This window comes from Marmoricola sp. URHB0036 (assembly GCF_000426045.1).
Lineage (GTDB): Bacteria > Actinomycetota > Actinomycetes > Propionibacteriales > Nocardioidaceae > Marmoricola.
Genome location: NZ_AUEP01000010.1, coordinates 136,029 through 160,240 on the forward strand (window position 1 = coordinate 136,029; position 24,212 = coordinate 160,240).

A 24,212-nucleotide genomic window follows, 5' to 3' on the forward strand; every position below is an offset into this window, starting at 1 on the left:
GTCAGTGGCTTCCGTACTTCTCGTGGTGGATGGCCTCGGCGAGGGGTCGTTTCTGCCGCCAGCCGTGGCGCTCGAGGTCGGGGACCTCCTCGAGGTGGGTCACCGGGCCGACGCACAGCCAGGCGATCGGCCGCACTCGTTCAGGGATGGCGAGCAGGTCGCGCAGGAACTCCTCGCGGTAGAAGGACACCCAGCCGACGCCCAGTCCCTCGGCGGTGGCGGCCAGCCAGAGGTTCTGGATCGCCAGGACGGCGGAGTAGAGCCCGGCGTCATCGATGGCGTGCCGGCCGAGCACCTGGGTGCCGCCGCGGTCGGGGTCGTAGGTGACCACCACCGCGAGGGCGGACTCCAGGACGCCCTCGACCTTGATGCGTCCGAAGGTCTGCTGGCGCTCCTCCGGCAGCGACGCGGCGTACGACGCCCGCTCGGTCGCGACGTGCTCCTGGAACCGCTCACGCGTCGCGGTGTCGCGGACCAGGACGAAGTCCCACGGCTGGCTGTGCCCGACGCTGGGAGCCGAGTGGGCCGCCTGCAGGACCCGCTCGAGCACGTCGGGGTCGAGGGGGTCGCTGCTGAACTCGGCGCGTACGTCGCGCCGCCGGGCGATGACGTCGTAGAGGTCGGCGCTGAGCGTGCTGGGTGGCGCGTTCATGCGACGCGCTCGTGGACCGCGCCGGTGAGAGCGGTGGCGCTGACCTCGGTCACCGCGACGTGCTCGGCGTGCAGGTGCCGCGCGAGCTCGCCGGCCAGCCCCATCCGGAACGACCCCGACTCGCAGTCGACGACGAGCGCGGCGATGTCGCGACGGGCCAGGTGGTCGGCGGCGAGACGCGAGCGGCGTACGGCATCGGCGCCGGCGGTCGCGCGACCGTCGGTGACGAGCACCAGCAGCGGACGACGACGCGGGTCGCGGACCCGCTCGACCTCGAGGACACGGGCGGACTCGAGCAGGCCCTCGGCCAGCGGCGTACGTCCTCCGGCAGGGAGCTCGCCCAGGCGGGCCGCGGCGATCTCGACCGAATGGGTCGGTGGCAGCACCAGGTCGGCGCGGTCGCCGCGGAAGGTGACCAGGCCGACCTTGTCGCGCCGCTGGTAGGCGTCGAGGAGCAACGAGAGGATGGCGGTCTTGACCTGCTCCATGCGCTTGCGGGCGGCCATCGAGCCGGACGCGTCGACGCAGAACAGGATCAGGTTGGCCTCGTGGCCCTCGCGGGTCGCGACCCGGAGATCGTCGCCGCGGAACCGCATCGGGCCGCCGCGACGGCCGCGCTCGTGCTGGTGAGCGGCAGCCGCACGGAGGGTCTCGGTCAGGTCGATGGACCCGGTGCCGTCGACCGGGCGGTGGGCACCGACCCGGCGACCCCACTCGGTGATCGCCCGGCTGCGCTTCCCGGCCGCACCACCGCCCGTGCCGCGGACCGTGAACAGCCTGGTGCGGTAGGGATCTCCCGCCCCGACCGTCGTCGACTGGTCACTGCCCTGGGGGAGACCTGCGGACGACTTCTCCTCCTGCGGTGCGTCATACGAATCGTGGTCTTGAGGCCCCGATTCGTATGACGCATCGTCCGGTGTCTCGCGGGTGTCGCTGCTCGAGGGGTCCGGGCCGTCGTCGTCCTCGAGCGGCTGGTCACCCGGGTCGTCGCTGGGTGGCGGATCGGTCGGTTCCGGGGGTTCGGGCTCGTCGTCGCCGAGGATCTGGTCGAGCAGGTCCTCGTCGAGACCGGGGGCGTCGAACGGGTTGCGGCGACGACGGTGGGGGAGCGCGAGGCGGGCGGCGGCCCGGATGTCGGCGCGGGTCACCTCGGCCCGGTCGTTCCAGGCCGCGTGGGCCATCGCGGCCCGGGCGGTGACGATGTCGGCGCGCATCCCGTCGACCTCGAACGCGGCGCACACCTCGGCGATCTTGAGCAGCGCCTCGTCGCTCAGTCGCACCTTCCCGACCAGCGACTGGGCCGCGAGGATGCGCTCGGTGAGCAGCTTCTCCGGCTCGGCGTACTCCGCTGCGAACGCGTCCGGGTCGTTGTCGTAGGCCATTCGCCGTCGTACGACCTCGACGCGCAGGGCCGGCTCACGCGGGGCGGAGACCTCGACCGTCAGGCCGAACCGGTCGAGCAGCTGGGGGCGGAGCTCGCCCTCCTCGGGGTTCATGGTGCCGACCAGGACGAAGCGGGCGGCGTGCTCGACCGAGACCCCGTCGCGCTCGACGGTCGACCGTCCCATGGCGGCGGCGTCGAGCAGGAGGTCGACGAGGTGGTCGTGCAGCAGGTTGACCTCGTCGACGTACAGGATCCCGCGGTGGGCACGGGCCAGCAGGCCGGGCTCGTACTCCGTGCGGCCCTCGGACAGCGCCCGCTCGAGGTGCAGCGACCCGAGCACGCGGTCCTCGGTGGCGCCGACCGGCAGCTCCACGAGACGCACCGGTCGGGTCTCGGTCGAGGCGTCGGCCCCGAACGGACCGTCGGGCGAGAGCGGGGAGGACTCGCGGGGGTCGGTGGAGAAGCGGTCGCCGGCGATCACCTCGATCGGGGGGAGTACGGCGGCCAGGGCGCGCACGATCGTCGACTTCGCGGTGCCCTTCTCGCCGCGCACGAGCACCCCGCCGACCTCGGGCGAGATCGTCGTCAGCACAAGGGCGAGCGCCATGTCGTCGGATCCGACAACGGCACTGAAAGGAAACTGCTGTGGCATGGAGGCTCCCGCTCGTCACCAGCTAACACGGCGGCGCGAGGCCGGTCTTCGGACTTCCGTGACTCCCGATCGTCACGGTCACCGCAGCGGGCCTGTGCCGGAGTTTCACCGGCTTCCCGATTCTCCCCTCACGGGGCACCTCGTGCCTGTCGTCAGTCACGATAGCGTCAACCGTCGTGGCCCAGACCATGGGTGAGTCCCTCCCCTCGTCCCTGCTCGTCGTCGGCATCGGTGCCGATGGCTGGAGCGGGCTGTCCGAGGTCGCCCGCGAGCGGATCGGCGCCGCCGAGGTGCTGGTCGCCGGCCCCCGGGTGCAGGCGCTGGTCCCCGAGGTCGCGGGACAGGTGCGCGAGGAGCTGCCCTCGCCGCTGCGGCCCGGGTTGCGCGAGCTGATGGCGTCGTACGCCGCACGCAGCGTGGTCGTCGTCGCCAGTGGCGACCCGATGGTCTCGGGCATCGGCAGCACGCTGGTCGACCTGTTCGGGCCCGAGGCGGTGGAGGTCCTGCCGGGCGTCTCGTCGGTGGCCCTCGCCCGGGCGCGGATGCGCTGGTCGGCGGAGTCGAGCCAGGTGGTCTCGCTCGTCGCCCGTGACCCGCACCTGTTGCTGCGCCAGCTCGCGCCGGGACATCGCGTGCTGCTGCTGTCCTCCGACGAGACCACCCCGGCCTTCGTGGCGGCGCTGTTGACCTCCTACGGCTACGGTGCCTCTCGCGTGGTCGTGCTCGGTGACCTCGGCTCGGCCGAGGAGTCGCGCATCGAGGGGATCGCCTCGACGTGGTCGGCGTCGTCCCCGCGACTCAACGTCCTGGCGCTGGAGCTGGACGGACCCGTCATCGGCTCGTGGGCGGCCGGGCTGCCCGACGACGCCTACGGCAACGACGGCCAGCTGACCAAGCGCGACCTGCGGGCCGGTGCCCTGGCGCGGCTGGCTCCGCAACCGGGCCAGCTGCTCTGGGACGTCGGTGCGGGCGCCGGGTCCGTCGGCATCGAGTGGATGCGCGCGCACCCGCGGTGCCGGGCCATCGCCGTCGAGGGAGACGAGGACCGCGCCACGCAGATCGGGTTCAACGCGCGGCACCTGGGTGTCCCGCACCTCGAGGTCGTGCACGGCCGCGCACCCGCCGTTCTGGCCGACCTGCCCGACCCGGACGCCATCTTCGTCGGTGGCGGTGCGACCGAGCCCGGCCTCCTCGAGACCTGCCTGGCGCGGCTCGGTCCCGGCGGGCGGTTGGTGGTGCACGGCGTCACCCTGGAGACCGAGACGCTGCTGGCCGAGCTGTACGCCGAGCACGGCGGTGAGCTCACCCGCCACTCCGTCGAGCGGGCAGCACCGATCGGGTCGTTCACCGGCTGGACCCCGGCGCGAGCCGTGACGATGTGGGCGGTCTCGACGTGACCGTGCACTTCGTGGGGGCCGGCCCGGGCGCGGCCGACCTGCTGACCCTGCGCGCGGCCGACCTGCTCGCGAACGCCGACGTGGTGCTCTACCCCGGCACCTATCTCGACGAGGGGTTCCTCGTGCACGTCAGCCCGGACGCCGAGCTGGTCGACACCCAGGACCTCGACCTCGACCAGATCATGGCGCGCCTCGTCGGTGCCTCCCGTGACGGACTCGAGGTGGTGCGACTGGTCTCAGGCGACCCGTCGGTGTACTCCGCGCTGACCGAGCAGACCCACCGGCTCGACCAGGCCGGCGTGGAGTGGGACGTGACACCCGGCGTCCCGGCGTACGCCGCTGCGGCTGCCCTGGTCGGTCGGGAGCTGACCGTCCCGCTGGTCGCCCAGTCCGTCGTACTCACCCGGGCGCAGGCGCGCTCGACCGCCATGCCGGCGGGCGAGGAGCTGGCCAGCTTCGCCGCGACCGGCGCCACGCTCGTGGTACACCTCGCGATCACCCGGACCCGCGAGCTGATGGACGAGCTGGCCGGACACTACGGAGTCGACTGCCCCGTGGTCGTCGTACACCGCGCCAGCCAGCCCGGACAGCTGGTCCTGCGCGGCACCGTCGGCGACATCGCCGAGCAGGTCGAGCTCGCCGGCCTCCGCCAGGCCGCCGTCATCCTGGTCGGCCGCGCCCTCGAGCCCGACGACCCCGCCCAGTCGTTCCTCTACGACCCCGCGCGCGACCGCTCCCAGAAACGCTGACCGGGCACTTCTGGTTGGCCGTACGTCGCTGACCGGGCAGAAATGGTGAGCCCGACCAACCAGAAGTGCCCTCTCGGCGCACTGCACGCAACCAGAAGTGCCCTCTCGGCGGGGCTTCAGCGGACGTAGCGGGGGGTCCACACCTGGCCGGAGGGCGTACGACGGGTCGAGGTCGCGCCCACGATCAGCAGACACTTCATGTCGATCGACTCTGCGTCCAGCTCCGCCAGCGTGGTGACCGTGAGCGACTCCTCCTCGCGGCCGACGTCACGACCGACCACCACCACGGTGTCGGCCGGCCGGTGCTCGAGCAGCAGCTTCTGGGCCGCCACCATCTGCTCGGTCCGCGATCGCGAGGCCGGGTTGTAGATCGCCAGCACGAGGTCGGCCTCGGCCACCGCCCGCAGCCGCTTCTCGACCACCGCCCACGGCTTGAGCCGGTCGGACAGCGAGACCACCGCGAAGTCGGCACCGATGGGGGCGCCGGCCCGCGCCGCCACCGCCTGCACCGCGCTGAGGCCGGGCAGCACCCGCACGCTCACCGAGGAGTACGCCGGTTCGGCAGCCGCCTCGAACACCGCGGACGCCATCCCGAAGACACCGGCGTCACCGCCCGAGACCACCGCCACCTTCTCGCCCCGGCTCGCCAGGTCGAGGGCGAACCGCGCCCGGTCGACCTCGACGGTGTTGCCCGAGGCGTGTCGGGTCAGACCGGCCCGTTGCGGGACGCGGTTGACGTAGGGGCCGTAGCCGACGACGTGGTCGACCTGCTCGAGCGCCGCCGAGACCTCGGGGGTGATCCACTCGTCCGGACCGGGGCCGAGGCCCACGACGAGGAGCTCGGCGACCTGGCTGGCGGGAGCGGCTTCCGGCAGCGATGCCCGACGTCCGCCCGGCTCCTCGTGCACCGAGTCGCCCGGCACCACTATCAGCGAGAAGTACGGCACCGTCGCCGGATCGACCTCGGCCACCGGCAGCCACCGCTCCGAGGGCATCGAGGCCCGCTCGACGTACATCGCGTGCTCCAGACGACCGGCCTGCTCCAGCGCCGAACGTACGGCGGGGAAGGTGCGGCCCAGCTTCATGATGATCGCCCCGTCGGTGTCGGCCAGCCGGCGCGCGAGCTCGGGCTCGGGGAGCGTGCCGGGCAGCACCGTCAGCACGTCGGTCTGCCGCACCAGCGGCGACGCCACGGCGGCTGTCGCTGCGGTGAAGGCCGGCACGCCGGGAACGACCTCGGTGGGGAAGCGCGGGGCGAGCCGGTCGTGCATGTACATGAACGACCCGTAGAACAGCGGGTCCCCCTCGGCCAGGAGTACGACGGTCCGACCGGCCTCGAGGTGCACCGCGAGCCGCGATGCCGACTCCTCGTAGAACTCGGCCATCGCACCGGCGTAGCCACCCGGATGGTCGGTCGCACCGGTCGTCACCGGGTAGCGCAGCTCCTCCTCGACCACCCCGGAGGGGATCAGCGAGGCAGCGATGCGACGCGCGTTCGACTCCTTGCCCACCCCGGCGTGGTAGGCGATCACGTCGGCCGAAGCGATCAGCCGCGCGGCCTTGAGGGTGACCAGCTCGGGGTCGCCGGGACCGAGGCCGACGCCGTAGAACCGTCCGTTCATTCCGCCTCCTGGGCGAGCGCGTTCACGGCCGACGATGCCATTGCCGAGCCGCCGCGGCGACCCCTGACGGTGACGAAGGGGACGTCGACGCCGTGCTCGTCCGCGAGTGCGACCAAGGCGTCCTTCGACTCGGCGGCGCCGATGAACCCGACCGGGCAGCCGATGATCGCTGCCGGCCGGGGAGCGCCAGCGATCAGCATCTCCATCAGGTGGAACAGTGCGGTCGGGGCGTTGCCGATCGCGACGACGGCCCCCTCGAGGTGCGGCTCCCACAGCGAGACGGCGGCAGCCGTGCGCGTCGTACCCCACGCCTTCGCGAGGTCGGGCACCCGCTCGTCCCGCAGGAAGCAGCGCACCTCGTTGTCGGCCGGGAGCCGTCCGGCGGTGATTCCCATCGCGACCATGTGGGCGTCGCACAGGATGTCGGCACCACTCCTCAGCGCAACGCGCGCGGCCGGGACGAGCCGGGGGTGGAAGACGAGGTCGGGCACGAGGTCGACCTGTCCACTGCCGTGCACCATCCGCACGGCGACCTTCTCGGCGTCGGCCGGCACGAGGTCGAGCGACGCCTCACGACGGATGGTGGCGAACGACTCGACGTAGATGGCCGGGCCGTCCGCGATGTAGTCGTAGCGCCGCGCCGGCTGCTCGATCCCCGTCACTGGTCCTCCTCACCCTCCGGAACGAGGACACCGTGCCACGGCGTCACCACCAGCTCGGCGTGCGGGGCCAGTCGTCGCAGTGCCGGGGGGTCGAGGACACCGCGGGGTACGGCGACGTGGGTGCCGCCCTCGACGACGCCGTGGGGCAACGGGGGGCAGCCGTCCGGCGTCCGCGGATCGGCGTCGACAGCGGGGACCAACGGCTCGGCGAGCTCCTCGACGTGCCACGGCGCATCGGCCCCGCCCCCACGTACGACGAGGAACCGGCGGGCCAGCTCGACCAGCGCGCCGGCCGCCTCGTCGAGGGGTACGACGGGACCCCGGCCCTCTCCGACCCGCAGCTGGGCCGACGTGTTGTCGAGGGCGACGAGTCCGAGGTCGCAGCTGCGCTCGACCAGGTCGCCGCGGCCGTCGTCGAGCACGAACAGGAAGCGCCCGGGCAGCGACGCCAGCGCCTCGTCGTCGCACAGCAACCGGTCGAGCTCGCTCGCCACCGTCCTCAGGTCGGTGCGTCCACCGGCCAACCCGGTCTGCGGGGAGACCATCACGTTGCGGACCAGCTCGTGGCTCCGCGAGGGCAGCAGCCCGGTGGCGGCGATCGCCTCGACGACCTCGCTGGGGAGCCCGTCGCCGTGGGTCGGCATCGCGCGCAGCTGCAGGTTGGCCCGCCTGGTCAGGTGCACGTCGCCGTCGCCGAACCTGCCGGCCACCTCGCCGAGCGCTGCCAGCGACGTACCCGGGATCCGGCCGCCGACCAGTCGCAGGCGCACCAGTCCGCCGTCGCCGGCCGGCCACGGCCGGAAGACGCCGGGGCAGCGGTCGCGGCGGGAGCGCAGCGGATGAACGGTGGAGGACGGCACGATCGCCTTCTACGGCTGGGAGACCGCCGCAGGCTACCAAGCAGCTTCGCGCTGCACGGCACGGAGGACGCTCAGAGGTCGCGCCAGCCGACCGCGTCGTCGTGCCCGTGAGCCGCCATCAGGCTGAGGCCGCCGTCCACGGTCAGCGACGCCCCGGTGACGTACGCCGACCGCGGTGAGGCCAGGAAGCCGACGAGCGCGGCCACCTCGTGCACGTGACCGGGGCGGCCGAGCGGGTTCCCGGGGCGGTCCTCGTGGTAGGCCGCCGACTCGTCCATGCCGGTCATCTCGGTGGAGATCTCGCCGGGCGCGACCGAGTTGACGGTGATGGAGTGCTCACCGAGCTCGAGAGCCAGCACCTTGGTCAGCATGCCGAGACCGGCCTTGGCCGAGCAGTACGCCGAAGCCCCGAGCCGGGGCACGTGCTCGTGGACGCTGGTGATGTTGATGATCCGGCCACCCTGGCCGGCCGCGATCATCCGCCGCGCTGCCTGCCGGGCACACAGGAACGGCCCGTCGAGGTCGGTCGCCAGGACCTCGCGCCACCTCTCGAAGGAGAGCTCCGTGGCGCGCTCGCTGTGACCTGTGCCGGCCACGTTGACGAGGACACCGAGTCCGCCGAGCTGGTCGGCCAGCCGGTCGACGACGTCGCCCGCGTCGGGAGCGGATGCGTCGAACGGCTCGACGTACGCCCGCTGGCCGCGCTCCTCGACGGCGGTCGCGGTCTCACTCACCCCTTCGGCATCGCTGTGCCGGGTCAGGCCGACGTCGAAGCCCTCGGTGGCCAGCAAGGTCGCCACCGCCTGCCCGATGCCGGAGTCGCTGCCGGTCACCACCGCCAGTCGTGGGAACGCGCCAGTCATGTGGTCCTCCTCGTCGTCGCCGCTGCGTCCTCGTACCCGCTCGCGCCGTGATGATGAGGCTGCGTCAGCGCTGCTCGCGCGGGCACCACCACGTCGTACGGCTCCCGACCGTGGCGCGCCGCAGCTCGCTCCCGCAGCGCGGGCAGTGGCCATCCGGGCGCCGGTGCTCGACGATCTCTCCTGCGCCGACGCCGCCGTGCCGGATCGCACGCCTGATCGCCCGGCGCAGCTGGCGGCGCAGCGCGTCGAGCTCGTCGGGGGACAGCTCGCGCGCCGGGCGACGCGGGTCGAGCCCGCTCTGCCAGAGTGCCTCGTCGGCGAGCAGGTTGCCCACGCCGGCCAGGGTCGACTGGTCGAGGAGCCTGGCCTTCACCGGGGCCGTGCCCCGGCCGACCCGCTCCCGGAACTCGCCGCGGTCGATCTCACCGGCGTCCGGTCCCAGCGCGTCGAGATCGGGGTCGAGCCGGATCCGGCCGAGCCGACGTGGGTCGAGGAGTCGCAGCTGCCCACCGTCGGCGAACTGCAGGGCGAACCGGGACCAGGTGTCGCGGCGTGACGCCGACCCAGGTCGTCCGGGCAGGGCGTCCCCGCCCTCGTCGGGCTCGGCGTCGTGAGGCCCGTCGACCACGATGCGCCCGCTCATGCCGAGGTGGATCGACAGCAGCGGGCCTTCACCCCGTCGCGACCTGATGCCGGAGGTCTCGCACCACATCAGCTTGCCCCGTCGGTGGACGGCCAGCAGCCGGCGCTCCCGGAGTGCGTCCTCGATCTCACCCGGCCGGTGCGGGCGGCACACGTAGGTGTCGGAGTCGTCGACGGCGACGATGCGTCGGTCGAGCGCGGACCGCTCGATCACCTGGCGGGCTGACTCAACCTCGGGCAGCTCCGGCATTGGCCCACTGTGCCCAGTGGCACCCGTGGCATGCCTGTGCCCGGTTCCTCGCCCGATTGGGGTGAGGAAGGCCGTCGTACGCCCGACCACGATGGCGGGTACGACGAGAGGAGCCATCGTGATCAAGGTCGTCGAGGACATGCCCCTCGGCACGATCGGGCTCGAGGCGAGCGGGAAGGTCACCGACGACGACTACCGCGACGTGCTCGTGCCGGCCGTCGAGGCGGCGCTCGAGCACGGCAAGGTCAGGTTGCTCTACGTGCTCGACGAGAAGTCGTCCTACTCGCCGGGTGCGATGTGGGCGGACAGCAAGCTGTGGTTCAAGGACCTCAAGGGCTGGGAGCGCGTCGCGATCGTCTCCGACGCCGACTGGCTCGAGCACGCCGTCAAGGCCTTCGGCTGGATGATGCCGGGCGAGGTCAGGGTGTTCGAGTCCGACGACGTGCGGGACGCCAAGGCGTGGCTGGTCGGGATCGACGATGACTGACCGAGGGCACGGGATCGTCGGTCAGCGGTAGCGGAACCCGTCCATGAACCGTCGGAAGAGCCCGCCCTTGATCGGCAGGGCCGGCGCGGGTGGCGGCGCGGTGGACTTCTGCGTCGCGATCGGCTGGTCGTAGTCGGTGCGCACGATGGCGTCGATGATCTGTTCCTCGGTGTAGCTGTCCGAGCCGGGGATCTCGGGGACGAATCCCACGAGCATGCCGTTGCGCATCACCTGCGCCTCGAGCGAGGCGGTGTCGTCGGAGTCCCACGTCGCCTCTCGCCCGTCGGGGAGCGTGATGTTGATCCCGAACTGGTGCACGCCCACCCGGGCCAGGTCGGCTTCGGTGCCGCGCTCGCGCAGGGCATCGACGACGCGGCGAGCCTTCATCTCCTCCATGCCTCTGGAGCGTACCGACCGTGCGGTCAGCGACCCTTGCTCCTCGACCACCGGACAAGCAGAGAACCCGCCGGCCCGGACACGGGCCAACGGGTTCTCTCGCGGTGGGCAGGGGCGGGGTCGAACCGCCGACCTTCCACTTTTCAGGCGGACGCTCGTACCAACTGAGCTACCTGCCCGCACCGCTCTCCGGATCCCTCCGGAGACGTCGCGGAACTCTACCGGATGCACCGAGGGCCACGAAAACGCGGATGGTCACGCAATCGTCGAGCTGATCTCGACCAGGTGGGATCCCCACTCGCGGGCACGCTCGAGCTCGCCGGGCACGAGCGGCCCGGCCGTCCCGGAGACGTAGAAGTCCTCGGTCGCGACGAGGTGTCCGAGGTCGTGCCGCTGGACAGACTTCGCGGCGGCCTTGGCGGCTGAACCCGCGAACCGCCGTCCCTTCAGCACCTTGGTGTCGAACGTCGCGACGTCGATGGCCTCCCCGACGGCGGCCTCACCGAGCCACTCACGGAGGCCGCGAGCGGAGTGACCGGCGGGAGCGCCCTGCTCCACCGCACCCTCGCGTGTCCGCTGCCGGGACATGGACAGGGCATGCGTCGGACCTCCGAGCACCACCAGGCTCACGCCGTCGGGCACGGTCGACGGCGCGTCCTGCACGTCCAGGACCGTGCACTCCGCGCCGATCCCGGCGGCCACGGCTTCTGCCACCGCGCGCGTGTTGCCCCACATCGACTCGACGATCACCAGTGCGTTCGTGTTCATGGTCCCAGCGTGGCGCTGCCTGTTCGCCCGGGTGCAGGGTCGATGGTCACCGAGCGAAAGGAACAACGGCACTTCTGGTCCGTGAGCTCACACCGCATCGTGTGGACATGGCCGACGTGCGGATCGAGCTGTACTGGCTGCCGGTGGGAGCCGGTGAGCCGACGGGACTCGTGCGACTCTCCGGCCGCGCCTACGAGGCAGCCAGTGCGCGACTGGAGAGACGTCCGTCCCGCCCGCTGTTCCACTCGGCGCTCCGGGTGTTCGTCGACGACGCCGAGTTCGTGGTCGAGATGGCACCGGTGTGGGCATCGGACCTGCGTGATCGCGGCGTCGTGGCCGAGGGAGCCGTCGGCCGGCCGTGGCTCGGTCGCTCCCGCTGGTTTCGCTACGAGATCCGCTGTTGGCGAGGCGGCGTGATCCCCGATCGGGCGTACGCCGTCGGAGGCCCGGTCCGGATCGACACCGACCCGGCGCGGGTCGAGCGCTTCCTGCGGGCCGTCCGGCGATTCCCCACCGCGACCTGGGGCCGGGACGAGCAACGCGCGGGCGAGATGTGGAACTCCAACTCGCTGGTGTCCTGGGCCCTGTCGGTCAGCGGGCACGACCTGTCCGACGTCGTGCCGCCCATGGGCGGCCGGGCACCGGGTTGGGCCGCCGGGATGGCCGTGGCCGCGAGGGACGTGGCCGCTAGGGACGTGGCCGCTAGGGACGTGGGGTCCGCTCCCGCAGCCAGCTGAGTGTCCCGGCCTCGACCCCGCGCAGCTTCGGAGTGGCCGCCACCGGGGCGACGAACAGCTTGGCGTCCTCCGACAGCGCCCACTTCAGCTCGTGGAAGACCCGCGACAACGTGTCGCTGCTGTCGATGAGGAGCAGGCCGGGTGCGGCGACCCGGACCTCCGTCCACGGACCGGGGAGGTGGGGCTCGGGGAGCTCGGAGACCCAGGCGACGTAGACCGTCACCCACGCCTCCCGGTCAGTCGTCGGACCCGGTGATGGGCCAGCGCGGCGCGGGCAGCGTTCATGCCCGCGGCGCCGTGCACCCCGCCGCCGGGGTGGGCCGAGGCGCCACCGAGGTAGAGGCCGGGTACGCCGGTCTCGGCCCGTCCCAGACCCGGGACCGGGCGGAGCACCAGCTCCTGACGCAGCCGGGAGGTGCCGCCGTTGATGGCACCGCCGATGAGGTTGGCGTCACGGCTCTCCAGCTCGTGGGGGCCCAGGATGCGCCGCTGAGACACCAGCGAGCCGAACCCGGGCGCGAGCCTCTCGAACCGCGCCTGCATCCGGTCGGCGAACCGTTCGAGGTCGTCCTGGTCCCAGGCTCCGCGGATGCCGCCGTCACCGGCGTCGCTGCGGGTCTTCTGCGGCACGTGGGTGTAGGCCCACATCGACTCGGTACCGGGAGGCGATCGCGTCGGGTCGCTCGTCGTCATCTGACCGGCCAGCATGAACGGCCGCGCGGGGATGTAGCCGTCGGAGACCTGGCTGGTCGCCTCGACCATGTCGGCGACGCTGTCCGCGATGTGCACGGTGCCCGGTGCCTTGGCAGGCGCACTGGCCCAGGGGACCGGTCCGCTCAGAGCCCAGTCGACCTTCACCGTCGACGGGTCGAGCTGGAAGCGGCGCATCCCGTGACGGACGCGTGCGGGTACGACGGAGGGGTCCAGCAGGTCACCGTACAGCCTGGGCGCGACGACCGTCGCCACCACGGCCCGCTCGGCGGTGAAGGTCTCACCGCCCGCGTGCACGGTGCGGGCGCGTCCGTGCGAGGTACCGATGTGGTCGACCGGCGAGGAGCACCGCACCTCCCCACCCAACGACCGCAGTCGCCGGGCCAGGGCCTGGGTCAGCTCTCCTGCCCCGCCCTCGGGCACCGGGAAGCCACCCGTCTGGCCCATCATGCTCATCAGGAGTGCCATCAGCCCGGACCCGCGCTCGTCGAGCGGGATGTCGGCGTGGCCGGCGTTGCCGGCGAGCAGAACCTGCGGTGCCTCTCCACCGAACCACGCTCGCCCGAGCTCGTCGGCGGGAGTCAGCAGGTCCTTGACCAGCGAGGGACCACCGGCGCGGGGGAGCCGGAGCAACCCACCGATCGAGGCTCGCACGGGCGGAAACGGGGTCAGCAGTCCCTGGATCAGCTGCTCGCCGATGACGTCCCACCGGTCGCACAGCTCCAGCCAGGCGCTGCCGTCCCCGGGGTGCCGGTCGTCGAACCAGCCGGCGGTGACCTGACGGTCGCGGTCGAGCAGGGCCCAGGACCCGTCGGGGAGGGGATGGCCCAGCACGGCGGGTGCGTGTCGCCAGACCAGGCCGTGCTCCTCGAGACGGAAGGAGTGGATCGTCGGCGACGCGGCTGCGAGCGGGTAGAACGCGCTGAAGGTGTCGTGCACGAAGTCCGGATGCACGTCGTTGTCACTCCGGACCGCGCCGCCGAGGTCGGGTTGTTCCTCCAGCACGAGCACCGACCAGCCGGCGTCGACGAGGTGGTTGGCGGCGACCAGGCCGTTGGGTCCCGAGCCGATGACGATCGCGTCGTACCGGTTCACGGCTGGATCACTTCTGAGTCACTTCTGGGTCACGGTCGGCGTTCGGCCAGGAAGGCCAGGCGACGCAGGCTCTCGGTGTTGCGCCACTGGATGCCAGGTGCGCGCACCGGTTTGGGCACCAGCTTGCCGGGCCCGCTCGCGGCGTCCTCGCTCATCACGACTCGGGTGCCGGCGCCCTGGACGCTGAGGTCGAGCGTCACGTCGGCCTCGCCGAGGAACGGCCAGGCCTTGGCACGCAAGGACAGCTTCTGGAGCGGCTCGCACGCGGTGATCTCGGTGTCGTCGTCGAGCACCGCCGGCCAGACGCCGACCGAGTGGTGGATCCGCGACCCGACAGCCGGCCAGTCCTCGTCGACGTCTCGCATGCGCGTGGCTCCGACGACCCAGAGGGGGTAGAGCCAGCCGTCGGCCAACACCTCCCAGACGCGCTGCGGGGTGGTGTTGATGACGCGCTCGACGGTGGTCATGTGCGTGAAGGTACCCGGCAATCGGACCGGCACACTCCGGGGACAGGACCAGCCCCGGTCGACTGACCGGAGCTGGTGGTGTGTCGCGATGATGGCGACCCCGACGGGACTCGAACCCGCGGCCTCCGCCGTGACAGGGCGGCGCGCTAACCAACTGCGCTACGGGGCCTGGATGGTGCTGTGCAACGTGCGGTTCGCTCTGGAAGCGAAGCCACGGAATGCTAACCCATACGGGGGGTCGCTTCCGAATCGAGCACCCCCAACGGGATTCGAACCCGTGCTACCGCCGTTGGCGGAGCCGGGGTCGGGACCCCGCACCCGCACCCCCAACGGGATTCGAACCCGTGCTACCGCCGTGAAAGGGCGGGGTCCTGGGCCGCTAGACGATGGGGGCCCGATGCGCCCGGCGGGCCGAGCGCAACGGAGGAAAGTGTAGGGGACCGCCCGGTCAGGCGTAGCCGAGGTCGTGGAGCTCGTCGTCGTCGATGCCGAAGTGGTGCGCGATCTCGTGTACGACGGTGATGCGGACCTCCTCGACGAGCTCCTCGGCCGACTCGCACATCCGCAGCAACGGCCCGCGGTAGACGAAGATCCGGTCGGGCGGCAGGAAGGTGTAGCTGCTGTCGCGCTCGGTGAGCGGGATGCCGTCGTACAGGCCGAGCAGGTCGGGGTCGTCAGCGGGCGGCTCCGGCTCGACGAGTACGACGCAGTTGTCGATCAGGCTGGTCAGCTCGGCAGGGATCCCGTCGAGCGCCTCGGCCACCAGCGCGTCGAACTCGTCCTCGCCGACCTGCATGCCGCTCACGCCACGCGGTCGCCGGACGGGACGAGGCGCGCCGGGAGCCGCTCGTAGCCACGCAGGATGCGGGTCGGTCTCCGGGTTGCGCCGGCTTCGAGCCGGAGGTCGGGGAAGCGCTCGAGCAGGGTCCGCAGACCGACCTCGCCCTCCATGCGTGCGAGGGCGGCGCCGAGGCAGTAGTGGCGACCGGCGGAGAAGGAGACGTGGTCGCGGGCGTTGGGCCGGCCGACGAGGAAGGTGTCCGGGTCGTCGAAGACACCGGGATCGCGGTTGGCCCCGGCGAGCAGGGTGGTGACGACCTCGCCCCGTCGTACGGGCACACCGGCGACGACCGTGTCCGCGGTGCACAGCCGGCCGGTCAGCAGCACCGGGGGATCGACGCGGAGGACCTCGTCGACGGCGTTGGGCCACAGCGACGGGTCCTCGCGCAGCCGCTGGAGCTGGTCGGGGTGCTGCAGCAGCAGCGCGATGCCGTTGCCCAGCAGGTTGACGGTGGTCTCGAAGCCGGCCGCCAGCACGAGCCCGGCCGTGGCCTTGAGCTCGGCGTCGTCGAGCCCGACGCCCTCCTCCTGGACGCGTACGAGCTGGCTCATCAGGTCGTCGCCCGACTCGCGCCGCAGGTGGTTCAGGTGCGCGTCGAGCCAGGTCTCGAACTCCTTCAGGCCTCGCTCGACGCGACGGAACTCGCGGAACCCCAGACCGAGGTCGAGGCTGGGCGCCGCGGCGTTGCCGAACTCGAGCACCCGCTCGCGGTCCTCCGGCGGTACGCCGAGGATCTCGGCGATCACGGTCACCGGTAGCTGGCTGCAGTACGCCGCGACGAGGTCGACCGGGCTGCTCGGGTCGAGGGAGTCGAGCAGCTCGTCGGCGATCTGCTGGGTGCGACCACGGAGGTTCTCCACCGCCCTGGCCGTGAACACCCGCGTGACCAGCTTGCGGTAGCGGGTGTGGTCGGGCGGCTCGCTGACCAGCAGCGAGGGGGGCACCAGAGGCCCGAGCTGGTCGGGATCCTCGGCCCACACGCCGATGCGACCGAGCAACCCCTCTCCGGGCTCGAAGATGCCGGACCGGAAGTCGCTGCTGGTGAGCACGTCCTTCACGGTCGGGAGCGTGGCGGTGATCAGGGCGTACTTCGACCGGTGCAACGGCCCGCTGGCGCGGATCTCGTCAGCGAGGTCGTAGAGCCCCTCGCTGTCCTCGACCACCCCGCCGGCGATCAGGCGGCCCTGTACGTCGCCCTGGCGCGCGGCCCGGCGCATCAGCACCTTGGGCAGTCCGTGGCCCAGGGCCCACCGCACCGTGGGCTTCACCGGCTCGAGCAACGACATCCCTGCTCCTGTCCTCGGGTACGGCACCGAGTCTGCCGGACCCGCGGTGAGGTCGGGGCGGGCTGTGTCGGAGGTCTCCTCCAGCGAGCTCCCCCGGACATGCGAATGTGGCGGGTGAGCCGGAAGTCCGGCTCGCCCGCCACATCAGTGACACTCGCATGTCCGCGGGCGGCCCCCCGGCCCGCCCGAGGTCCTCAGGCGGCGACCGGGCGCTCCTCGCGCTGCGGGAGCGGCGTCGGGGTCGCGTTGGTGCCCATGAAGTTGTTGGGCAGCGACAGGCGGATCACCTTGTGCCAGGCCGAGGCGACCTGGCTCACCAGCGAGCCGGTCGTGTACTCGAGGCCGTAGCGCTCGAAGACGTCCTTCACGTGGGGCGCGATCTCCTTGTAGCGGTTGCTGGGGAGGTCGGGGAACAGGTGGTGCTCGATCTGGAAGGACAGGTTGCCGGTCATCATGTGCATCGCGTTGGAGCCGGAGACGTTGGCCGAGCCGAGCATCTGACGGACGTACCACTCGCCCTTGCTCTCGCCCTCGATGGAGTGCTTCTCGAAGGTCTGCACGCCCTCGGGGAAGTGGCCGCACATGATCACCGAGTGGGTCCACAGGTTGCGGACCAGGTTGGCGGTGAAGTTTGCGGTGATGGTGTGCAGGAACGACGGGCCCGACAGGATCGGGTGGACGACGTAGTCCTTGGTCACCTGGCGACGGATCTTGCGGCCGGTGGCGCGGAGCTTGGCCTTGAACGCCGGGGTCTTCGTGAGCTTCTTCTTGATCGCGCGACCGAGCTCGAGGTCGTAGGCCGCGATGCCGTACTCGAAGAAGCAGGCGTTGATGAAGTTCCACAGCGGCTGCGCGAGGTAGACGGGGTGCCAGCGCTGGTCCTCGTCGACGCGCATGATGCCGTAGCCGAGGTCGTTGTCCTTGCCGACGACGTTGGTGAAGTTGTGGTGCAGCTCGTTGTGCGAGTGCTTCCACTGCTCGGCCGGCGAGGCGTTGTCCCACTCCCACGTCGTGGAGTGGATCTTCGGGTCACGCATCCAGTCCCACTGGCCGTGCATGACGTTGTGGCCGATCTCCATGTTCTCGAGGATCTTGGCGACCGAGAGGCCCGCCGTACCCACGAACCAGGCCGGCGGGAACAGCGAGAACAGGAGTACGGCGCGCGAGCCGAGCTCGAGCTTGCGCTGGGTGTCGATGACCTTGCGGATGTACGCCGCGTCGCTGGCCCCGCGCTTCTCGATGAACTCGGCGCGGATCGCGTCGAGCTCGCGACCGATCTCCTCGATGTCCTCGGGGGACAGGTGGTCGATGGGGCTGGTGGGCTTCTTCTGCAGGACGGTCATGGGCTCTCCTTGTGGTTGAGCTTGTCGAAACCGGTCAGTGGTCGATCTGGCAGCTGCCGGCGGCAGCGTTGATGCAGGTCTGGATGCGGACGCCGTCACCCTCGACGGCGGTGGTGATCTCGCCGGTGCGCAGGTCTCGCACGGAGCCCTCGCGCATCGGCAGCACGCAGCCGTAGCAGATGCCCATGCGGCACCCGCTCGGCATGAGTACGCCGGCCTCCTCGGCCTGCTCGAGGATGGGCCGATCGCCGGTCGCCTCGAGGGTGGTGCCGTTCTTCAGGAAGCTGACGGTGCCGCCCTCGCCGACGACCAGGGGCGTGACGCGGAACTGCTCGGTGAGCAGCGTCATCCCGCGCTCGGCGTGGTGGGTCTCGAGGGCGTCGAGCAGGCCGGCGGGACCGCACGCGAAGGTGGTGCGCTCCTGCAGGTCGGGCACGAGCTCGTCGAGGTCGTCGACGTCGAGGATGCCGTGCTCGTCGTCGTACCGCGCGACCAGGCGGATCATCCCGGCCTCGTCGAGCGAGCGCAGGTTGTCGATGAAGATCGAGTGCGGCTCGCTGGGTGCGACGTGCACGACGGTGACGTCGAAGTCGGCGCTCCGCTCGAGGCGCACCGCGCCGGAGTCGGCGACCGGGAACAGGTTGCGCAGCATCCCGATGACCGGGGTGATGCCGGACCCGGCGGTGACGAACAGGAACTTGCCGCCCTCGGGCGGGAGCACGAACTCGCCGGCAGCCTGCTCGAGGTGGACGAGGGTGCCGGGACGGCAGTCGCGGACGATGTGGTTGCTGACCTTGCCCTCCGGCACCGCCTTGACGGTGATGGAGATGTGGCCGTCGGCCCGCGGACCGTGGGTCAGCGAGTAGGCCCGCCACAGGCGGACGCCGTCGACGTCGATGCCGACGCGGACGTACTGCCCGGGGATGTGTCCCGCCCAGTCGGCGCCGGGCTTGATCACCAGGGTCGCGGCGTCCTCGGTCTCGGGCGTCACCGAGACGACCCGGCCGCGGAGGTCGGCGCCGCGGCGCAACGGGTTGAACACGTCGAGGTAGTCGGCCGGCACCAGCGGTGTCGCGGCCAGCTCGGCGAGGCGGCGGGCGCCGTCGCGGATCGAACGGCCCAGCGCCAGGGGACGCCAGGCGTCGCCGGTGGGGAAGGTCGTCGTGGCCATGTATCCAGAGTGGTGTGAAAACCGGTTAAAGTCATGACCAGAGCGCGTGAATCAACCCTGCTCGATTGTTCGCGGAGGACAAAAGATGGTCGATGAAGTGACGCCCACCACGCTCAGGCTCAGTCGAGACACCGTCACGGAGCTGCAACGCATCCTGCCCGACGTCGCCGAGGGCACCGTCTCGGCCATCATCGACGACGTTCCGAGCTACTCCGACGCCCTCAGTGGGGCGATGGGCGAGACCATCCGGATGGCCGTGGAGACGGCGCTCGGCGGGTTCGTGCAGCTGGCCGCCCGGTCCCAGGGTGAGCGAGCCCCACAACCGACGGCGGTCGCGGTCGACGGCGCCTACCAGCTCGGTCGTGGGGAGGCGCGCAGCGGCCGGACGGTCGACGCCCTGCTCTCGGCGTACCGGATCGGCGCGCGGGTCTCCTGGCGCGAGCTGTCCTCCGCAGCGGTGCGCACGGGAGTCGACGCCGAGACGCTCGTGCTGTTCGCGGAGCTGGTCTTCGCCTACATCGAGCAGCTCTCGGCCGCCAGCCTGGCCGGGCACAACGACGAGCTGGAGACCACCGGGCGCGTGCGCCAGCGCCTGCTCGAGCGCCTGGCCCAGAACCTCGTCGACGGATCGCCCGCCGAGGCGGTGGAGGCCGCGATTGCCCGCGCCGACTGGACGCCGCCGCGCACGCTCACGGCGGTGATCGTGCCGGAGTCGCAGGTCCGCGGCGTGCTCGGCCTGGTCTCTTCGGAGACCCTGCGCGCGACCGATGCGCTGTCCGCCGAGGAGGGCGAGGGCGTCGCCCTGCTGCTCGTCCCCGACGTGCACGGCCGCGCCCGTCGATCGCTGCTGCGGACGCTCGAGGGCCGCGGCGCCGTCGCCGGACCGGCTCGGCCCTGGGCCCAGGTGCGCGAGTCGCACGAGCGCGCCCTGCGCGTACGCCGTCTCGGGCTCGGCACCGACACCGAGGAGCACCTCGCCGAGCTGGTCCTCAGCGCCGACCCCGCGGCGTACGCCGACCTGCGCGCCCGCGTGCTCGCCCCGCTCGACAAGCTGCGCGACTCCAGCGCCGAGAAGCTGACCGAGACCCTGCGCTCCTGGCTGCTCCACCACGGCCGCCGCGACGCCGTGGCCGCCGAGCTGTTCGTGCACCCCCAGACCGTCCGCTACCGCATGGGCCAGCTCCGCGAGGTCTTCGGCGACCGTCTCGAGGACCCCCACGCCATCCTCGAGCTCACCATCGCGCTCGGGCTGGTCGACCAGGACGGATAGTCCAGAACGAAAGGCCGCTCCACGAAGGCTGGCGACCGGTCATGTGTTCTGGACTATCCGGCTTCAGAGCTGGACCAGGCGGAGTCTCCACCAGCGGGCGTCGGCGAGCACGAGGCCGAGGACGACGAGGGCGGCGCCGGCGAGTGCGGCCCAGGCGAGGGTGCTGTGCTCCCACCCGGCCGGGGTGGTGGTGGCGTAGGGAAAGGCCGACACGTGGTGGCCAAGCGGGCGGAGCAACGCCCACGCCGTGGTTGCCGGCACGACCGCGGTGGCGAACCTCAGCCCCGGCGACGCCTCCCCGAGCGAACGTCGCCAACCGGTGTACGCCGCACCAGCCAGGCATGCCGCGACCCCCTGCAACCAGATCTCGTCGCGGTGCCCGAACATGGTCTGTGCGCCCGCGTGGAGCACGACCGCCGTCCAGGTGACGAGGAGAAGCAGCGCGCCGGGGCTGCGCGCCATCGTGCGCCAGGCGAGGCCGCGAGGTGCCGAGTCGACGACGGCGGCGGACGTCTCGTCGAAGCACCAGGCGGTCGCGCCCGCCAGCAGCCCGACCGCCGTCCCCTCCAAAGGCCACAGCACCCACGGGTTCCAGCGCACGAGCTCCATCAGTACGACGACCAGCCCTGCCGCCAGGGCGACCCGCGTCCACGGGACCGCCCTGGCGACGTAGCTGGTCATCAGCAGGTGGAGCAGGGGATGGGGTTCACGAGCACATCGGTGTAGCCGACGTACATCGTCAGCACACCGAGCACCAGCGCGAGCCCGACCAGTCCGAGTGCGACCTTGCGCAGCCGGGTCCGGTCCGACTCGGGGTCGTGGAGCACGGCGACCACGAGTCCGAGGGCGCACACGACCACCAGGTAGAGCACCCAGATGAACGGATTGCCGGGTGCCGTCCTGAAGTGGATGGACCCGTCGGCGTCGGCACCCCAGCCGAGCTGGCCGAGGAAGTAGGTCCACACCCAGAACACCCGGTAGGGCTGCCCGCCGCCGAAGTTGCCCTGCAGCATGATCGTGACCAGGACCAGCAGCACCGAGGCGATCGCGGCCACACCGCGCTTGGGCAGGTAGCGCGCGAGCAGGAGCCCGAGCAACGGTCCGCCCACCGCGCAGATGACGCCGTCGCCGAACATCTGGGCGTGGACGAACAGGTCGCTCACGCCCGGAGGGACGATCCACTCCCGTGCCGGCCGGACGTACCACGCGACGACCGCGGCGACGTAGGCCACCATCGCGGCCGTGAACGGCACCACGATGGCGCAGGCCAGCGCCAGCGTGCGGGTGCGTTCTGGCACGGCGACCGCGCCGGCTGCCTCGGCCGCCCGGTCGGAGCGACGGGTCAGCCCGAACATGACCACGAGACCGAGGACACCGAGCATGACCCCGGGGCCGATCATGTAGGCAGCGGCGGAGCCGGGCTCGTCCCACGCGAACATCGAGACGACCACGAGTGCCGTCATCGCGGCGCCGAACCAGAACAGCTTGTGCGTGAGGTAGTTGCGGATCTCCTGACGGGCGAGGACGCCCAGCGTGGAGCTCGTCGTGTAGGTGGTGCTCATGGGTTGACTCCTTGTGGTGTGTGCCGCTCCGAGCGGAGCAGCAGGTACGCGTCCTCGACCGACGGGTCGACGACAGAGGAGTCGGGAGCGGGCTGCCCTCCGACGGACCGGACCAGCCCGGTTCCGGTCTTCCAGGTCTGGACGGCGCCGCTGGTGGCGGCGGGTCCGAGGTGGACACGGCCGGCTGCCGTGGCCAGGAGCTCGGTCACGGTGCCGTCGAAGCGGATGGCTCCGGCGTCGATGACGAGCACTCGGTCGCACAGGGCCGAGACGTCCTCGGTCTGGTGCGTCGAGATCAGCACCGTCCCTGCCAGGCCGGAGAGGAGGCCACGGAGGGAGGCGCGTTGTTCGGGGTCGAGCCCGGTGGTGGGCTCGTCCAGGATGAGCAGGTCGGGGGACCCGACGAGGGCCTGGGCGATGGCGAGCCGTCGGCGCTGTCCGCCCGACAGCTTGGCGATCTTCATGGCGCCTCGGTCGCCGAGATGGACGAGGTCGAGCACCCGCTCCACCTCGGCGTGCCGTCTGCCCTTGTCCGTCCATTCCTTGAGCACCGCGAGGTAGTCCAGGAAGGCGAAGGCCGTCATCCCTCGCGGGAAGGTGACCTCCTGCGGGCAGTAGCCGATCCGCCGGCGGGCCTCGACGCGATCGGCGTGGGACTCGGTGACATCGAAGCCGCAGACCACGATGCGCCCGCTGCTCGGAGGCAGCGCCGTCGAGAGGAGGCGCAGCATCGTGGTCTTGCCCGCACCGTTCGGCCCCAGCAGGCCCACCACTCCTCGGTGCAGGTTGAGAGACGTGGCCCGGAGCGCCGGGGCGCGGCCGTACTTCTTGGAGACCGAGTCGAATGACGCGATGGCGCTCACAGCTCTCCTCCCTGCAGGCGAAGGGTCGACGTCCGCAGGACCAGGGCGAGCACGAGACCGCCCGCCGCGACCACGAAGGCGACCTGCCCGAGGGGCGTCGTCAGCGCATCGACCCGGTCCCCGACGCGAAGCAGCGCGACCACCGTGACCCAGGCCGATGCGACCAGCACGGCGGTCACCCACGCCTCGAGCCAGGTGAGCAGCACCAGCGCGGCGAGGGTCAGCCCGAGCGCCGGCGCCAGCCAGGCCAGGGCGAGGTCGTCCATGTGCGGTACGACGAGCCCGATCATCATCGTGGCCGGCACGGCGACCGCGAGGGCGGCGGCCGCCCGGAGAAGGGCGAGCCGCAGCTTGCTGTATGGCGTGGGTGCCATCAGCTCGCGCAGCGGGTCGAGTGCGTCGTACGACGTGACCACCGCCAGCACGGGGACCAGCGGAGCGAGCGCGAGGAACGCCGCGTCGCGGCTGGCCGGGCCGAGACCCGCCAGCCCGACGACGCAGGCGGACACGACGGCGAAGCCGACGGCGACTGCCCAGGGGACCAGGAACGCGTCCGCGGCAGAGATGACCACGGCGTCGTCCGGTGCGACACCGAGCCGCTGCATGGCCCGCTGCGGGAGCGAGGGGCTCGGAGCGGAGATGGTGAGGCGTACGTCGGACCACACTGCATCCGCGGTGCGGGCCGGGACCTGCGACCTCGCCGCCGAGCGGCACTCCGGGCATCCGACGAGGTGGGACTCGACGCTCAGCTCGGCGGCCGGCTCGAGTCGTCCCTCGGCGTACGCCTCCCAGACGGGTGCATCGATGTGCCAGGTCATGACCGTGCCTCCAACGAGATCAGCTGCTCGCGCAGCTTGGACTTCGCGATGCGGGCACGGCTCTTGACCGTGCCCTGCGGGATGCCGAGGAGATGGGCCGCCTCCCGCGTGGACAGCCCGTCGATCACCGTCGCCTGCAGCACCTGCCGCAGCTCGGGCGAGAGCGAGCGCAGGGCGTCGCCGACCGAGCCGTGCTCGACCGCGACCAGCAGCTCGTCCTCCGCGCTGCGTACGGTCGGCGACAGGGCCGACAGCATCCGGCTCTCCATCGGCACCGGCTGCGCCCGCTTCCGCAGCCGGGAGACGAGCTGCCGGATCGCGATCCCCCACAGCCAGGCACCCACGTCCCCGTCGCCCCGGAACGAGCGCGGGCTCCGCCAGACCGCGACGAAGGCGTCGTGCAGCGCCTCGGCCGCCAGGTCCTGGTCGGGGGTACGCCGACGCAGCCGCAGCAGCAACCAGGCCGAGTGCCGCTCCACCAGCTCCCGCAGGGCGGCCTCGTCACCCTGGGCGATCGCACCCAGGAGCTCGGAGTCGGAGAACTGCTGCACGAACACACTGTCGCGCCTGGGGGGCACATCGGATCACGATGCGCAGGACAATCTTGGAGCCGTCGGTCGACAAACCGGATAGTCCAGAACGAATAGCCGCTTCGCGGCCGCGA

Annotated in this window: 26 protein-coding genes, 3 tRNA genes and 1 riboswitch; of the genes, 5 read left to right on the forward strand and 24 right to left on the reverse strand. The window is 71.7% G+C overall.

The genetic code is table 11. The features are described 5' to 3' along the window. Position 1: 1 nt before the first annotated feature. Both bluB and H976_RS0112805 read right to left on the reverse strand, forming a co-directional pair. Positions 2–652, reverse strand: a complete 651-nt coding sequence (gene bluB / locus H976_RS0112800) for a 5,6-dimethylbenzimidazole synthase (protein ID WP_027861866.1) — start codon at positions 650–652, stop codon at positions 2–4. Continuing rightward, positions 649–2,643: a VWA domain-containing protein gene (locus H976_RS0112805; protein WP_155918224.1), complete on the reverse strand. Its 1,995-nt coding sequence runs from the start codon at positions 2,641–2,643 to the stop codon at positions 649–651. Before H976_RS0112805 ends, bluB begins: the two co-directional genes overlap by 4 nt. 66 nt (positions 2,644–2,709) lie before the next feature. Beyond that, positions 2,710–2,846, reverse strand: a riboswitch (cobalamin riboswitch). 18 nt (positions 2,847–2,864) lie between these two features. Between H976_RS0112805 and cbiE the strand changes: the two genes are divergently transcribed. Further along, positions 2,865–4,085, forward strand: a complete 1,221-nt coding sequence (cbiE, locus tag H976_RS0112810; RefSeq protein ID WP_231388905.1) for a precorrin-6y C5,15-methyltransferase (decarboxylating) subunit CbiE — start codon at positions 2,865–2,867, stop codon at positions 4,083–4,085. Continuing rightward, positions 4,082–4,834 (forward strand): cobalt-precorrin-4/precorrin-4 C(11)-methyltransferase, encoded by a 753-nt coding sequence (locus H976_RS0112815; RefSeq protein ID WP_027861869.1) that lies wholly within the window; start codon positions 4,082–4,084, stop codon positions 4,832–4,834. The genes cbiE and H976_RS0112815 overlap by 4 nt, the downstream gene beginning before the upstream one ends. Positions 4,835–4,950: 116 nt before the next feature. On the opposite strand, the gene H976_RS0112820 is transcribed toward H976_RS0112815, so the two are convergent. The 5 genes from H976_RS0112820 to H976_RS0112840 form a co-directional block, all read right to left on the reverse strand. Next, positions 4,951–6,456 carry a precorrin-2 C(20)-methyltransferase gene (locus H976_RS0112820; RefSeq protein WP_027861870.1) on the reverse strand — a complete coding sequence of 502 codons (1,506 nt, stop codon included), beginning with the start codon at positions 6,454–6,456 and terminating at the stop codon, positions 4,951–4,953. Then, a complete protein-coding gene (locus H976_RS0112825) occupies positions 6,453–7,109 on the reverse strand; it encodes a precorrin-8X methylmutase (protein ID WP_196804066.1) in 657 nt (218 codons plus the stop codon). Before H976_RS0112825 ends, H976_RS0112820 begins: the two co-directional genes overlap by 4 nt. Before the next feature lie 5 nt (positions 7,110–7,114). Continuing rightward, positions 7,115–7,978 carry a nitrite reductase gene (locus H976_RS0112830; RefSeq protein WP_051276772.1) on the reverse strand — a complete coding sequence of 288 codons (864 nt, stop codon included), beginning with the start codon at positions 7,976–7,978 and terminating at the stop codon, positions 7,115–7,117. 71 nt (positions 7,979–8,049) lie between these two features. Then, complete coding sequence (locus H976_RS0112835; protein WP_027861873.1) at positions 8,050–8,841, reverse strand: SDR family oxidoreductase; 792 nt, start codon at positions 8,839–8,841, stop codon at positions 8,050–8,052. Positions 8,842–8,905: 64 nt separating this feature from the next. Continuing rightward, the gene (locus H976_RS0112840) at positions 8,906–9,733 is read right to left on the reverse strand and encodes a DNA-formamidopyrimidine glycosylase family protein (RefSeq protein WP_027861874.1); all 828 of its coding nucleotides are present in this window, start codon (positions 9,731–9,733) and stop codon (positions 8,906–8,908) included. A gap of 61 nt (positions 9,734–9,794) precedes the next feature. Here H976_RS0112840 and H976_RS29535 point away from each other — a divergent pair, with 61 nt between their 5' ends. After that, a complete protein-coding gene (locus H976_RS29535; protein WP_196804058.1) occupies positions 9,795–10,220 on the forward strand; it encodes an STAS/SEC14 domain-containing protein in 426 nt (141 codons plus the stop codon). A 21-nt stretch (positions 10,221–10,241) separates the two neighbouring features. Here H976_RS29535 and H976_RS0112850 read toward each other — a convergent pair whose 3' ends face one another. The 3 genes from H976_RS0112850 to H976_RS0112860 all read right to left on the reverse strand — a co-directional run bounded on the left by H976_RS0112850 (position 10,242) and on the right by H976_RS0112860 (position 11,384). After that, on the reverse strand, positions 10,242–10,616 hold the full coding sequence (locus tag H976_RS0112850) for a hypothetical protein (RefSeq protein ID WP_027861876.1): 375 nt from the start codon (positions 10,614–10,616) through the stop codon (positions 10,242–10,244). A 105-nt stretch (positions 10,617–10,721) separates the two neighbouring features. Continuing rightward, a tRNA-Phe gene (locus tag H976_RS0112855) sits at positions 10,722–10,795 on the reverse strand. Between the two features lie 76 nt (positions 10,796–10,871). Then, the gene (locus H976_RS0112860; RefSeq protein ID WP_027861877.1) at positions 10,872–11,384 is read right to left on the reverse strand and encodes a flavodoxin family protein; all 513 of its coding nucleotides are present in this window, start codon (positions 11,382–11,384) and stop codon (positions 10,872–10,874) included. 107 nt (positions 11,385–11,491) lie between these two features. Between H976_RS0112860 and H976_RS26135 the strand changes: the two genes are divergently transcribed. Further along, positions 11,492–12,121 (forward strand): hypothetical protein, encoded by a 630-nt coding sequence (locus H976_RS26135; protein WP_051276773.1) that lies wholly within the window; start codon positions 11,492–11,494, stop codon positions 12,119–12,121. Here H976_RS26135 and H976_RS0112870 read toward each other — a convergent pair. The 9 genes from H976_RS0112870 to H976_RS0112910 form a co-directional block, all read right to left on the reverse strand. Then, complete coding sequence (locus H976_RS0112870; protein ID WP_027861878.1) at positions 12,087–12,344, reverse strand: hypothetical protein; 258 nt, start codon at positions 12,342–12,344, stop codon at positions 12,087–12,089. The genes H976_RS26135 and H976_RS0112870 overlap by 35 nt on opposite strands. Beyond that, on the reverse strand, positions 12,341–13,927 hold the full coding sequence (locus H976_RS0112875; protein ID WP_036226213.1) for an NAD(P)/FAD-dependent oxidoreductase: 1,587 nt from the start codon (positions 13,925–13,927) through the stop codon (positions 12,341–12,343). Before H976_RS0112875 ends, H976_RS0112870 begins: the two co-directional genes overlap by 4 nt. A 29-nt stretch (positions 13,928–13,956) precedes the next feature. After that, complete coding sequence (locus H976_RS0112880; protein ID WP_027861880.1) at positions 13,957–14,394, reverse strand: SRPBCC family protein; 438 nt, start codon at positions 14,392–14,394, stop codon at positions 13,957–13,959. 92 nt (positions 14,395–14,486) lie between these two features. Continuing rightward, positions 14,487–14,563: transfer RNA gene (locus tag H976_RS0112885), tRNA-Asp, on the reverse strand. Positions 14,564–14,715: 152 nt separating this feature from the next. Next, positions 14,716–14,788: transfer RNA gene (locus tag H976_RS0112890), tRNA-Glu, on the reverse strand. Positions 14,789–14,842: 54 nt separating this feature from the next. Continuing rightward, positions 14,843–15,190 carry a metallopeptidase family protein gene (locus H976_RS0112895; RefSeq protein WP_036226216.1) on the reverse strand — a complete coding sequence of 116 codons (348 nt, stop codon included), beginning with the start codon at positions 15,188–15,190 and terminating at the stop codon, positions 14,843–14,845. Between the two features lie 5 nt (positions 15,191–15,195). Continuing rightward, positions 15,196–16,521 (reverse strand): cytochrome P450, encoded by a 1,326-nt coding sequence (locus H976_RS0112900; protein ID WP_027861882.1) that lies wholly within the window; start codon positions 16,519–16,521, stop codon positions 15,196–15,198. 194 nt (positions 16,522–16,715) lie between these two features. After that, entirely contained in the window at positions 16,716–17,864 is a 1,149-nt protein-coding gene (locus tag H976_RS26140) for an acyl-CoA desaturase (protein ID WP_081682870.1), read from the reverse strand. 34 nt (positions 17,865–17,898) lie between these two features. After that, on the reverse strand, positions 17,899–19,035 hold the full coding sequence (locus tag H976_RS0112910) for a ferredoxin reductase (protein ID WP_027861883.1): 1,137 nt from the start codon (positions 19,033–19,035) through the stop codon (positions 17,899–17,901). An 85-nt stretch (positions 19,036–19,120) separates the two neighbouring features. Between H976_RS0112910 and H976_RS0112915 the strand changes: the two genes are divergently transcribed. After that, a complete protein-coding gene (locus tag H976_RS0112915) occupies positions 19,121–20,305 on the forward strand; it encodes a CdaR family transcriptional regulator (protein ID WP_027861884.1) in 1,185 nt (394 codons plus the stop codon). A gap of 63 nt (positions 20,306–20,368) precedes the next feature. Here the strand turns inward: H976_RS0112915 and H976_RS0112920 are convergent, their stop codons facing one another. From H976_RS0112920 to H976_RS0112940, 5 genes are read right to left on the reverse strand one after another with little or no spacing between them, the layout of a single operon-like run. Beyond that, a complete protein-coding gene (locus H976_RS0112920) occupies positions 20,369–20,986 on the reverse strand; it encodes a hypothetical protein (protein WP_027861885.1) in 618 nt (205 codons plus the stop codon). Then, complete coding sequence (locus H976_RS0112925) at positions 20,986–21,867, reverse strand: hypothetical protein (RefSeq protein ID WP_027861886.1); 882 nt, start codon at positions 21,865–21,867, stop codon at positions 20,986–20,988. Before H976_RS0112925 ends, H976_RS0112920 begins: the two co-directional genes overlap by 1 nt. Beyond that, the gene (locus H976_RS30015) at positions 21,864–22,730 is read right to left on the reverse strand and encodes an ATP-binding cassette domain-containing protein (protein WP_027861887.1); all 867 of its coding nucleotides are present in this window, start codon (positions 22,728–22,730) and stop codon (positions 21,864–21,866) included. Before H976_RS30015 ends, H976_RS0112925 begins: the two co-directional genes overlap by 4 nt. Further along, positions 22,727–23,548 (reverse strand): zf-HC2 domain-containing protein, encoded by an 822-nt coding sequence (locus H976_RS30020; protein WP_027861888.1) that lies wholly within the window; start codon positions 23,546–23,548, stop codon positions 22,727–22,729. The genes H976_RS30015 and H976_RS30020 overlap by 4 nt, the downstream gene beginning before the upstream one ends. Beyond that, positions 23,545–24,099 carry an RNA polymerase sigma factor gene (locus tag H976_RS0112940; protein ID WP_231388907.1) on the reverse strand — a complete coding sequence of 185 codons (555 nt, stop codon included), beginning with the start codon at positions 24,097–24,099 and terminating at the stop codon, positions 23,545–23,547. The genes H976_RS30020 and H976_RS0112940 overlap by 4 nt, the downstream gene beginning before the upstream one ends. Positions 24,100–24,212: the final 113 nt, after the last annotated feature.

What these genes read in the sequence shown, in the direction of transcription:
- H976_RS0112860 (WP_027861877.1), bottom strand. Translation starts at nt 11,384, where the DNA reads ATGAACACGAACGCACTGGTGATCGTCGAGTCGATGTGGGGCAACACG.
- H976_RS0112915 (WP_027861884.1), top strand. Translation starts at nt 19,121, where the DNA reads ATGGTCGATGAAGTGACGCCCACCACGCTCAGGCTCAGTCGAGACACC.
- H976_RS0112920 (WP_027861885.1), bottom strand. Translation starts at nt 20,986, where the DNA reads ATGACCAGCTACGTCGCCAGGGCGGTCCCGTGGACGCGGGTCGCCCTG.
- H976_RS26135 (WP_051276773.1), top strand. Translation starts at nt 11,492, where the DNA reads ATGGCCGACGTGCGGATCGAGCTGTACTGGCTGCCGGTGGGAGCCGGT.
- H976_RS0112880 (WP_027861880.1), bottom strand. Translation starts at nt 14,394, where the DNA reads ATGACCACCGTCGAGCGCGTCATCAACACCACCCCGCAGCGCGTCTGG.
- H976_RS0112840 (WP_027861874.1), bottom strand. Translation starts at nt 9,733, where the DNA reads ATGCCGGAGCTGCCCGAGGTTGAGTCAGCCCGCCAGGTGATCGAGCGG.
- bluB (WP_027861866.1), bottom strand. Translation starts at nt 652, where the DNA reads ATGAACGCGCCACCCAGCACGCTCAGCGCCGACCTCTACGACGTCATC.
- H976_RS26140 (WP_081682870.1), bottom strand. Translation starts at nt 17,864, where the DNA reads ATGACCGTCCTGCAGAAGAAGCCCACCAGCCCCATCGACCACCTGTCC.
- H976_RS0112900 (WP_027861882.1), bottom strand. Translation starts at nt 16,521, where the DNA reads ATGTCGTTGCTCGAGCCGGTGAAGCCCACGGTGCGGTGGGCCCTGGGC.
- H976_RS30020 (WP_027861888.1), bottom strand. Translation starts at nt 23,548, where the DNA reads ATGACCTGGCACATCGATGCACCCGTCTGGGAGGCGTACGCCGAGGGA.
- H976_RS0112805 (WP_155918224.1), bottom strand. Translation starts at nt 2,643, where the DNA reads ATGGCGCTCGCCCTTGTGCTGACGACGATCTCGCCCGAGGTCGGCGGG.
- H976_RS0112835 (WP_027861873.1), bottom strand. Translation starts at nt 8,841, where the DNA reads ATGACTGGCGCGTTCCCACGACTGGCGGTGGTGACCGGCAGCGACTCC.
- H976_RS0112895 (WP_036226216.1), bottom strand. Translation starts at nt 15,190, where the DNA reads ATGCAGGTCGGCGAGGACGAGTTCGACGCGCTGGTGGCCGAGGCGCTC.
- H976_RS0112850 (WP_027861876.1), bottom strand. Translation starts at nt 10,616, where the DNA reads ATGGAGGAGATGAAGGCTCGCCGCGTCGTCGATGCCCTGCGCGAGCGC.
- H976_RS0112925 (WP_027861886.1), bottom strand. Translation starts at nt 21,867, where the DNA reads ATGAGCACCACCTACACGACGAGCTCCACGCTGGGCGTCCTCGCCCGT.
- H976_RS0112910 (WP_027861883.1), bottom strand. Translation starts at nt 19,035, where the DNA reads ATGGCCACGACGACCTTCCCCACCGGCGACGCCTGGCGTCCCCTGGCG.
- H976_RS0112820 (WP_027861870.1), bottom strand. Translation starts at nt 6,456, where the DNA reads ATGAACGGACGGTTCTACGGCGTCGGCCTCGGTCCCGGCGACCCCGAG.